This window comes from Bacteroides sp. 1_1_14, assembly GCF_000162515.1.
Lineage (GTDB): Bacteria > Bacteroidota > Bacteroidia > Bacteroidales > Bacteroidaceae > Bacteroides > Bacteroides thetaiotaomicron.
The window spans coordinates 195,567-206,449 of sequence record NZ_GG774706.1 but is presented as its reverse complement, the minus strand read 5'-3'; the positions used below and the strand labels follow the sequence as shown (position 1 = coordinate 206,449).

The 10,883-nt window shown below is 45.4% G+C and carries 10 protein-coding genes, 1 tRNA gene and 1 pseudogene; 10 read left to right on the top strand and 2 right to left on the bottom strand.

Features of this window, described 5'->3' with window-relative positions; genetic code table 11:
• Positions 1-76: 76 nt before the first annotated feature.
• Positions 77-955 (top strand): M15 family metallopeptidase, encoded by an 879-nt coding sequence (locus HMPREF9007_RS11695; protein ID WP_032850418.1) that lies wholly within the window; start codon positions 77-79, stop codon positions 953-955.
• A gap of 36 nt (positions 956-991) precedes the next feature.
• Positions 992-2,182 carry a hypothetical protein gene (locus tag HMPREF9007_RS11700; RefSeq protein ID WP_008761795.1) on the top strand — a complete coding sequence of 397 codons (1,191 nt, stop codon included), beginning with the start codon at positions 992-994 and terminating at the stop codon, positions 2,180-2,182.
• A gap of 296 nt (positions 2,183-2,478) precedes the next feature.
• Here HMPREF9007_RS11700 and xyl3A read toward each other — a convergent pair.
• Positions 2,479-5,069 (bottom strand): annotated as a pseudogene (gene xyl3A, locus HMPREF9007_RS11705) (xylan 1,4-beta-xylosidase).
• A gap of 913 nt (positions 5,070-5,982) precedes the next feature.
• Here xyl3A and HMPREF9007_RS11710 point away from each other — a divergent pair.
• Complete coding sequence (locus HMPREF9007_RS11710; protein ID WP_004325635.1) at positions 5,983-6,195, top strand: hypothetical protein; 213 nt, start codon at positions 5,983-5,985, stop codon at positions 6,193-6,195.
• Between the two features lie 411 nt (positions 6,196-6,606).
• Here HMPREF9007_RS11710 and HMPREF9007_RS11715 read toward each other — a convergent pair whose 3' ends face one another.
• Positions 6,607-7,143: a hypothetical protein gene (locus HMPREF9007_RS11715; RefSeq protein WP_004325638.1), complete on the bottom strand. Its 537-nt coding sequence runs from the start codon at positions 7,141-7,143 to the stop codon at positions 6,607-6,609.
• A gap of 128 nt (positions 7,144-7,271) precedes the next feature.
• Here HMPREF9007_RS11715 and HMPREF9007_RS11720 point away from each other — a divergent pair, with 128 nt between their 5' ends.
• From HMPREF9007_RS11720 to HMPREF9007_RS0125045, 7 genes are all read left to right on the top strand, one after another.
• On the top strand, positions 7,272-7,484 hold the full coding sequence (locus HMPREF9007_RS11720; protein ID WP_004325639.1) for a hypothetical protein: 213 nt from the start codon (positions 7,272-7,274) through the stop codon (positions 7,482-7,484).
• Entirely contained in the window at positions 7,484-7,678 is a 195-nt protein-coding gene (locus tag HMPREF9007_RS11725) for a hypothetical protein (RefSeq protein WP_008761794.1), read from the top strand. Before HMPREF9007_RS11720 ends, HMPREF9007_RS11725 begins: the two co-directional genes overlap by 1 nt.
• Positions 7,679-7,685: 7 nt before the next feature.
• Positions 7,686-7,768, top strand: a tRNA-OTHER gene (locus tag HMPREF9007_RS0125050).
• 28 nt (positions 7,769-7,796) lie between these two features.
• Entirely contained in the window at positions 7,797-7,997 is a 201-nt protein-coding gene (locus HMPREF9007_RS11730; RefSeq protein ID WP_004325641.1) for a hypothetical protein, read from the top strand.
• Positions 7,987-8,208 carry a hypothetical protein gene (locus HMPREF9007_RS11735; RefSeq protein WP_008761793.1) on the top strand — a complete coding sequence of 74 codons (222 nt, stop codon included), beginning with the start codon at positions 7,987-7,989 and terminating at the stop codon, positions 8,206-8,208. The genes HMPREF9007_RS11730 and HMPREF9007_RS11735 overlap by 11 nt, the downstream gene beginning before the upstream one ends.
• Positions 8,209-8,222: 14 nt before the next feature.
• Complete coding sequence (locus HMPREF9007_RS11740) at positions 8,223-10,262, top strand: hypothetical protein (RefSeq protein WP_004325642.1); 2,040 nt, start codon at positions 8,223-8,225, stop codon at positions 10,260-10,262.
• A 35-nt stretch (positions 10,263-10,297) separates the two neighbouring features.
• Positions 10,298-10,883: AAA family ATPase (locus HMPREF9007_RS0125045; protein WP_277754672.1), on the top strand; the 586-nt coding region annotated here is incomplete at its 3' end.

Genomic DNA, 10,883 nt, shown 5'->3' with positions numbered 1-10,883 from the left:
AACAGCGTAAAAAAGGCTTTTTATTGGTGCTAAATTCAAAAAGAAGTATCTTTGGCACACAAAACCCAAAGGAGTAATGATGATGCTGAAATATAGTTTATCTGTCTTTTGCTTTCTGCTGGCAGGGTATTCCTGTGCATCAGGGCATAAGGAGACAAAGACATCTGCAGAGACCGAAACAACGTGCACAGACTCTATGTGCGCAGGACCCGGAGATACAAGCCCCGAAGGTACAGCATCCGACTGTACATCCCTTGCTCATGCGGACTCCATTGATGCAGATTCTATTTATACATCCCCCTCGCAGAAAAATGAATCCGCCAGCACACTGATTCCAAAACATCAGAAAAGCCCGATGGCTCTTTACATGGATTCTCTGGGGCTAATAAATATAGCGGAGCTGGACAACAGCATCGCCATCAGCCTAATGTACACAAAAGCGGATAACTTCACCGGAGAAATTCTTTATGACGACCTGTCCGAAGCCTATCTGCATCCTCATGCGGCATATGCCCTCTTAAAAGCACAAGAAGCACTGAAGGCACTGCATCCATCTTACAGTCTCATTATTTACGACGCTGCACGTCCGATGTCCGTACAGAGAAAAATGTGGGATGTGGTCAAAGGAACTTCCAAATACAGATATATCTCCAACCCCAACCGTGGAGGCGGACTTCATAATTACGGCCTGGCGGTAGACATCAGCATTCAGGACTCGCTGGGGCGACCGTTGCCTATGGGCACAAAGGTCGATCATCTTGGAGTAGAAGCGCACATCACCGAAGAAGGCGAACTGATACGCAACGGAAAAATCACCGAAACGGAACGTCAGAACCGGATATTATTGAGGAAAGTAATGAAAGCCGCCGGATTCCGTGCATTGCCCAGCGAATGGTGGCATTTCAACTTCTGCAGCCGAGAAGAAGCCCGGAAGAAATACAACGTAATACCATAAACAAGTCCACCATATAACGCCGAATATAAACAACCTATGATGCAAATCTCCCCCGAAACCCAGCTCTTTATCCGCGAACATCAGACGGATGATGTACGTGCTCTGGCCCTGCAAGCCCGGAAATACCCGAACGTAGATATGCCGACCGCCATCACACAGATAGCAGGAAGGCAGGTTGCCGCCGAAAAGATTCCATCATGGAGAGATACGGATGATATATGGTACCCGAAGCACCTGTCACTGGAGCAATGTTCGTCAGAAGTCACCGCCCGCTACAAAGCAACCCTTTTAAAAGGTAACTCCCTGACAGACCTGACCGGAGGATTCGGAATAGACTGCGCTTTCCTTGCTGCCAAATTCAAATCCGCCACCTACGTAGAACGTCAGCAGGAACTCTGCGAGATAGCAGCACACAACTTTCCCATCCTGAACTTAAACCATATCAACGTAAAGAACGAGGACGGAGTGAGTTATCTGCAAGCCATGTCTCCGGTAGACTGCATCTTCCTCGATCCTGCCCGCCGCAACGAGCACGGAGGAAAGACGGTTGCCATCTCGGACTGTGAGCCCGATGTAGCCGAACTGGAAGAACTCTTACTGAACAAAGCAGGACAGGTCATGGTCAAACTCTCGCCCATGCTGGACTTGTCATTGGCATTGAAAGAGTTACAACACGTACAGGAAGTCCACATCATATCTGCCAATAATGAATGCAAAGAGTTACTACTGATACTCGGACAAGCATCGGCAGAAGAAATATCCATCCATTGCGTAAACCTCCCTACCAGGGGGACGCAGGAAGAACAGCATTTCGTATTCACCCGCGAACAGGAGCAGTGCAGCGAATGCAACTATACCGACACACTGGAAAATTATCTCTATGAGCCGAACGCTTCACTCCTGAAAGCCGGAGCTTTCCGCAGCATCGCCTCCGCATTTCCTGTTAAAAAGCTGCATCCTAACAGTCATCTTTATACTTCTGATGCGTTAATTGAAAACTTCCCCGGCAGAGCCTTCCACATCACCAGCCAGTGCAGCCTTAATAAAAAAGAACTAAAAGAAAGTCTCGGAGACTTGAAAAAAGCAAATATCACAGTACGTAACTTTCCGGCTACGGTTGCCGAACTCCGTAAACGAATCAAATTGTCGGAAGGTGGAGATACCTATCTGTTTGCCAGCACCTTAAACAACGGACAAAAAGTACTGATCCGCTGTGAGAAAGCCTGAGTCTGTAATAGCATTACAACACAGCCCCTTCCTGCACCATTACATCAGTATATGAAACAGGAACGATAAAAAAGGATAAGGATCACTCAGCTGTCCTTAAAATCCCAGACTGAATTTCCCGAAAAATAAATGAGAGTGTAAAAAGTCAAAAGTAACGAAACTGGGGCTGACAAAAAAGTCGGCAGTATCTTAAATCTCCTCCTTCGGGAAGGAGGAGTACCTGCAGGGAGAGGTGGTAGGTGAATACACAAGCTATTGCTACTGACTTTTGACACCCCCATTAATGAGTAATATTATTACCGAAGTGTTACACTCAATTTATTCCCCGAAGGTATATCCGAACTATTGCCATACATGATTTCATATTTTCCGGGCATAATACGCATAGTATTTGTAGTCGGATCAAAGAACTCAAATGTAGTTGGCAAAAGATCAATAGATACAACACAAGTCTCTCCCGCCTTCAGCGGTACCCGACGGAAAGCGCGCAAACTCTTTATCGGCCCTTCCGCATCATCTACTTTGCGGACATACACCTGAATAACTTCAGCTCCATCATACTTCCCTGTATTCTTCACATTGACTTTAAAATTCAAATCCTGTCCGGCAGATATAATTTTCTTATTCAAACGTCCTTTAGAAATATCGAAAGTAGTATAACTCAATCCGTATCCAAAAGGAAACAAAGGAACTTCCGTCATATATCTATAGGTACGGTTCTTCATACTGTAATCTTCAAAATCCGGCAACTGGTCCGTATTCTTATAAAAAGTAACGGGTAGCTTTCCACTCGGATTAAAATCTCCGAACAGAACGTCCGCCACAGCCAGTCCGCCAGCCTGCCCAGGATACCATGCCTGCAAGATAGCATCACAAGACTCCATCTCAGGAACCAATGCAACCGCCGATCCGGAACAGTTGACAAACACCACCTTCTTACCCGCTTTCTTCAATGCTTTCAGGATATCACGCTGCACTTGCGGTAGTTCAATTGAAGTACGGTCACCGCCAGCAAATCCGGGACAATTAACAAAATGCTTTTCTTCTCCTTCCAGATCCGGCGAAATACCACCTACAAAAATGACAATATCCGTGTCTTTTACTTTATCAACAACTGTTGTAGCAGGGATCTGCCGATAAATACCTAAATCAAACTTCAACAAAGCCTCTGCACCTGCCTGCATATACTCTATTTTTATTTTATAGTCCTGCCCTGCTGTAGCTTTCAATGTATATTCTCTTTTTGCACTGGCATGTTCTCCCCAATAATCAATTACCTTACTGCCATTCACATATACCCGATAACCATCATCTCCTCAATAATTAATGTATAATTACCATCCTTTTTCGGACAGAAAGTACCTTCATATATTGCTGTGAAATTGTATAATCCGACTCCTGTAGCAAATACCGTATGACCACCGTTACTCAGATTAATCGGAGAAGTGTATTGCTCCGTAGCAGCCACATCACCGCTCATGTTCATATTATTCCAGTAAGTGGCGGTTAAACCATGATATCCCTTGTTGGAAATCTCATTGAAGTAAGAATCAAAAACCTGATTCTCCAATAATTCACATCCTTTTTCGTAAGGAACGTAACCAACCTTATTGCGTATTCCCTCCAAAATGGTATAGGTATGCGAAGGTACTCCTTCGTAGTTTCCCCATTGCATCACCGAATCAACCGCATTCGGTCCCATCACTGCGATACGTGCCCCTGTTTTTGCCAATGGAAGCACACCATTATTGTGAAGCAATACCATAGATTTACGTGCCAGATCCAACGCCATCTGTTTGTGCAAATCACAATCCACAGTATCTATACTAATTTTGCTCCAGGGAACGATAGAGTCCGGATCCATCTCGCCCAAAGCAAAACGGGCTTTCAACAAACGGCGCAAACTTGTGTCTATACGTTCTTCTGTAATTAATCCCTGCTTCACAGCTTCCTCCAAATGCGAATATATCGAACCACATTCAAGGTCAGTTCCATTGATCACAGCAGAAGCACTGGCATCCGCAGCATCTTTATGTGTCTCATGGCGGCCTTTCACAAAGAAATCATCAATAGCACCGCAATCACTTACAACCAAATGTTTATAGCCCCATTCATCCCTCAATATTTGCGTTAACAACCGGTTGCTACCACAACAGGGCTCTCCTTCCAGACGTTGATAAGCGCACATCACTTCCTTCACGTCTGCCTCCTGCACCAAAGCCTTGAAAGCCGGAAGGTACGTCTCCCATAAATCACGGGGAGAGAGATCTTCTACATCAAAAGAGTGACGTTTCGCCTCAGGACCACTATGCACTGCATAATGCTTGACACACGCATGAGCCTTGTCATATTCGGCATCTGCCGGTCCCTGCATTCCCTTTACTACAGCTACTCCCATACGGGTGGTCAGATAAGGGTCTTCGCCGAAAGTCTCCTGTCCCCTTCCCCAACGCGGATCACGGAAAATATTCACATTCGGATTCCAGAAAGTAAGCCCTTCATTTCCATATCCATAGCGGTTACGGCGATGTGCATCGTGGAATTTAGCACGTCCTTCATCACTGACGGCAACATACACTCTTTCAATTGCTTCATCATCAAAGGTAGATGCCATACCCATAGTTATCGGAAACACTGTAGCCAGTCCATTGCGGGCAACACCATGCAAAGCCTCGCTCCACCAATTATAGGGAGCAACCCCTAGCCGTTCTACCGCAAAAGAAGAGTTTTTCATCAATCCTACTTTTTCTTTCAAGGTTAATCTCCCTATTAAGTCTTCCGCACGCTCTTCCGGAGCAAGTTTCGGATTCTTATAGGGTTCATTCTGCGCGAAACTGCCCATCGACGCAACGATACTCAAACTTAAAGTTAACAGTACTTTTTTCATTTTGTCCAAATTAATTAAAGCTTTATTTATTATGTTACCTTGCAATTCCACATCGAAAAACTACATTCTAATCATTGTTTTCAAATACAATAACTATGATCGGGGAATGCTGTCGGATTTATCTGTTCAAATGGAAACGCCTAACTTGAAACAGCGATGAATGATAAATGTAGTGCAAAAAAAGCTGCCATACCAAACTTTTTTCCAACTATTTTTATTACTAAATATTTTTTGCGAATCAAAGCTTATTACTGTCAGTCTCAAAACTTGATTATAGCCAAAAGTACATGAGTTTCTATTACATCATTAATAATCTGACTACTTCAGAAAGTCTATCTGAAAAGAAAAGAGGCTATTGAAAATACAGATAAAGTAACAGCCTGCTAAGAACAGCAAGAAAGAGGATAAGTCTATTCCGACACTATTAAATAATGAGAAAGAAGGAATGTCTTATTTTTATAACTAAAATGAAAGAAGCGACAATAGAATCTCCCAGCCTCGTTTCACCTTATCTTTTAAGGGGGGAAAAACGAAGCGTGTCAATATGTGGTCGGCCTGAAAATGGCTGATTGCTTTGGTTGTCAAAGTGTTAGGGTGGAGTAGGGGAGAATGGGCTGCAAAAACGAAGCGTTTACATCGCTTTACATTGGGCTTACATTTGAGCCCCGTTTGAACGCCGTTCAAATGAAATGCTTTACATTGAAGGTGGGATAGGGGAGATTTCGGGAGTGCTATCACCGATTGTTCTTCATAAGCCTTTTCTGATCAGCTCTCATGTACAAAGATAGTCAAACGGACCGGTTTATGCAAGTAGAGTAGGGGAGTGCATGACGTATTTCCACTTTTATTTTATCTAAATTATTCCATATACGATATATTTGGTATATTTGCAATAAAATAAATGCCATATATTATGACTAAAGTTATCCATGTGCACCTGATTTATGAGAAGAAGAACTTCTATTTCGGCAGTATTTCTGCCATATTTGATACTTTGACCGAAGGCCAGGTCGGCATCACCAAAAGCAGCCTGTTACATGCCGGTTTGACCGATGGAGCCGTAAAATACACGAAATGTGCGATGATTATCCAGTCACACCTGATAAAGACTACCAGAAAGGGCTGAAACAGCCTTAAAACGTCCATAAAGCCGCTTTTTGCGGCTTTTTTTGTTGTATTCGTGTCGATCCACATTCAAATAGTATATCATAGGAAGTTACTTTTTATTTGAATGGTTTGAACGGTTGGAAAAATGGAGAGGTTATTCACTTGCTTATTCATTAGGTTATTCATTTTAGCCATTACAAAAACGAAACGTTTCGATAGCTTATTCGTTTGCTTATTCATTTTTGCTGTTTTTTTTTGTGAATGGTATGTATAAACGCTATTTTCGTACCGTGTTTTTTGCTTGTTTCAGATTATTGAGGGGAGTGAATGTAATTTTGATAATATATATTTACTCCCCTATATTTTAATTCATTGCTTTAAAAATCAGCATTTTACTACTTTTCACCCCCTTTACCCCACAAAACGCATCTTAGACGGCATCGGCAACTGTAGAATTGCTTGCATCTGAAACACGCCCCGCGCTTTCCTGTTTGAGTTGTACGATTGTTTGTTTGAGTATTCCTATTTCTTCTGCCTGTTCTTTTATTGTTATCTGCTGTTCTTTTATAGTAGATAGAAGTTTGTCGAATATTTCAGGAGAAAGACCTTGGTTATCACCGGGTTTTTCATTATCTTTATTTTTAGAAACACAGTTTGTTTGTATGTGTTCTGTCGATGTTGGTCGGTTCGTTTTTGTCATCTCTCCCCTACCAGTTAGAAGCCATTCTGTATTTATATCTGCAAACATGTTTGCAATTGAGAGGAGGATGTCACTACTAACCTCTGGATATTCATTATTCCTTTTATCCAGATTAAATACTCTATTAAGTTTTTGAGAACTTGATAGATGAATCATCTCGCTAAAGCGCTTTACGCTGCCATTAGCATAGAAATCGACCAACTGTTTTACTCTTTCATTTACGGCTGGTAAATGTTTTATTGAAAAAATGTTTTCACTTTCTCCCATTTTATTTTTGTTTATTGAAAACATGTTTGTATATTTGCAACGTGTTCAAAGTGTGAACACCGCCCCAAAGCTACAAAAAAGGCTTGAGGTGACAATGAGAAATATAAAAAGAAGAAAAATAGAAGGTTATGAAACGGTATTATTTTGAATTGACAGATCGGAGTTATAATGACCTGGGGGCTTTTATTCCGGATGGGTACAGCAAAGAAGTGGCTGTCAGGCAAGCAAAGAGGTGGATGGCAGAAAACAGTATAGTATTAGCCACCCTTATCGTGAATAGCCTAAGAACATCTAACGTGTTGGATGTAATTGATATTGATATACTTAAAACGAAGATATAATGGAAGCAAAATTTAAAAAGGGACAAAGTGTGAGAATCACCAAGAGGAACGGTGAAGTCATTGATGGTGTAATCCGCGACTGGGACTATAACATTTGTACGTTCGTGCGGGAATATAATGTCGATTATATGAAAGATGGCCAGGTTTGGACTGTGATATGTGTTCCGGAGGATGCCATACAAGAACTCCGATAGATTTCCGGGGCGGTTAGTTCAGTTGGTAGAACACGCCAAATTCCCGCAAGGGAGAGGCTATGGTCCGCGGTTCGAGTCCGTGACCGCCCGCTACAATAATTTAACTTATCAGCGAATTATGAAAGAGAGAATAGTCGTAGAATACAGCGAGGTGGGTAAAATAGCCGGTTTACTGGGTTGTTCCCGGGAAATGGTTTCCCACTCCCTTGCATTCCGCAAGAACAGCAAGTTGGCCCGTTCCATCCGCAAGCTCGCTATCGAGCGCGGTGGAACCAAGGTAGGTGGTAACCCTCAGAAGAAGGAAAGCGATGAAAAATGAGTTGATAGCATTGTTCGGTGACCAGCTGCGCTGGTTTATACACTTGAACTGGAAGCAGCGTCTTTGCGTGCTTTACTTCTGTCTGAGTTTCGGGATCCTGCTTTCCCTGGTCTTTGACCACCCGCTGCTGGAGCTTCTCGTGGTGCTGAACTTCGGGGCTTCGGCGCGGCTGATGAAGAGGCAAGTCCCTTTGAATGATTTGGAGGACTAATAACAGAACGGGAGATGGAATACTTTGATAATATATTGTGTGTAACTTACACGGAGTTACTGGATATAATGCCCAAAGGTACTTTGAACAGCCAGTTGTCCCGGGATAAACTTGACGTCGTTTCCCGTGGCGGTGGTGAAGGCGGCCACGCCTTGTATGCCTATTCCTCCCTTCCCGAGAAATACAAGAAACGTTGGGTTGAGCGTCATGGCGAACCCGAGAAACAAATGAGACAGGAAATGATTCGTAACATAGTGAAGAAAGACGAGAAGGCCGAACGCTTTTTTGAGGAGTACCGCTACGACAAGAACGGTGAGATGGTCGCTCTTCCCGTAGATGTGAAGAAGGAATACACTTGGAATGCCTCGGTACTGAACGCGCTGATGGAAGAGTTCAAACGCTTGAGTTCATCCAATAACAAGCTGACCGGTTTCCGCCGTAACCTTTGGGAGCTTCTGCTTGTCACGAGTGAGGAATGGCGTCCGGTGTACGGGCACAGCCTTCCGGGCAGTGTGGGGCGTTTGAAAGCCCTGATAAACAAGTTCCGTCCCGACAACTACGGTGTGCTTGTGAGCGGTAAATACGGCAACAGCAACACGCTGAAGATCGAGGAGGACGGCGGGCGTTACCTTGTAGCATTGAAACGCAGCCGCGTTCCGGTTTATACTGACATGGAGATCTTCGAGGAGTACAACCGTGTCGCTCCGGAACGTGGCTGGAAGCCTCTGAAGAGTCCCCGTAGCCTCCGCGAATGGTTCAACAGCCCACGTGTCGAACCTCTGTGGTATGATGCGGTCTATGGGGAAATGAAGGCGCACCAGCGTTATGACCGCAAGCACCGGACCATCCTTCCGGGCCGTCGTGACAGCCTCTGGTATGGCGACGGCACGAAGCTGAACCTCTACTACCGTGATGAGAACGGAAACAAGTGCACTACAAGCGTGTACGAGGTGGTGGACGCCTACAGCGAGGTGCTTCTTGGCTATTACATCAGCGACAACGAGGACTATATCGCCCAGTACCATGCTTTCCGCATGGCTATCCAGACGAGCCGGCACAAACCCTACGAGATCGTGTGCGACAACCAGGGCGGCCACAAGAAGAACGCGGCGCTGGGGCTTTTCTCGAAGATCAGCCGTATCCACCGCCCGACAGCTCCGTATAATGGCGAATCTAAGACGATCGAGAACATCTTTTACCGCTTCCAGAGCCAGGTATTGAAGAAACGTTTCGGTTTCACCGGGCAGAACATTACGGCAAAGAGAGAGACAAGCTGTCCGAATTTGGAATTCATCAATGCGAATATCGACTCCCTTCCCACATTGGAGGAACTGAAGGAACAGTATGCCGCTGCCCGTGAGCAGTGGAACTCAATGAAGCACCCGGCCACTGGCATCCCCCGTATTGAGATGTACAATACCAGCGTGAACGAGGGCACCGATCCGGTCAGCGTTCCTGATATGGTGGAGATGTTCTGGTACACAACCGATAAACCGTCGCTGTTCACCGCCAGCGGTATCGAGATCACGGTACAGGGAAAGAAATACCCTTACGAGGTTTTCTCCGCTCCCGGTGAGCCTGACCTGGAATGGCGCCGGCGTAATACCTACAAGAAGTTCTATGTCCAGTACGATCCCTATGACATGAGCAGCGTACGGTTGCTTTACAAGGACAAGGGCGGTGCGATGCGTTTCGAGTGTGTGGCCTCGTTCCCGCTGATGATCCACCGTGCCCAGCAGGAGCAGACGGAAGCCGAAAAACGTTTCATCCGCACCCAGCAGGAGGCCGTCGTCAATGAGCGTATAAACCGTCAGGTCGTCGCCAAAGATATCGAGTATGAGCATGGTGTCGCACCGGAACAGAACGGTTTGCGTACTCCTGACCTGAAAGGTCTCGGAAAGGAGGCGCAACGCCAGATTGACCGCCGCACGAGAAAATACAGCCAGCCGCCCCGTCCTTCCATAGGCCGTGACATGAAAGTCATCAGCAACGTGACATGGGACAGCTTTGAGAAGAAGGAAGTGAGCATCCGCAAGGTGGTCGGGAAATTATAAGGAACAGATTTATAACAAGATAAAAAATATTGATTATGGAAATTACAATGAAAGAGAAGAACGCCATCAGTGAGAGCCTCCGGGCTTACGTGGCGAAGTATCCGAGCCAGACGAAGGCCGCGGGTAGTCTGAAGGGAGTCAGTGTGGGTACTGTGAGCAATATCCTGAACGGGCGTTATGAGAATATCAGTGACGAGATGTTCCGTAATGTCGCCTCGCAGGTCGGTGGTGTAAGCGCTACCGGTTGGCAGATCGTGGAGACTGGCGCTTACCAGGAGATCACGGCTGTGCTCTCCGATGCGCAGCGCTGGCGCAATGTCACATGGGTGACTGGTGAGGCCGGTTGTGGCAAGAGTACCACCGCCCGTGTTTACCTTCATGAGCATAAGGAGGTTTTCTATATTCTCTGCTCCGAGGACATGAAGAAAGGTGACTTTGTCCGCGAGATAGCCCGCACGGTCGGGATCCGGACTGAAGGGTATAATATCCGTGAGGTGTGGGGACTTATTTTGGATGATATCATCCAGATGGACGCGCCCCTGCTGGTGTTCGACGAGGCGGACAAGCTGACCGAACCGGTGTTCCACTACTTCATCAGCCTGTACAACAAACTGGAGGAGA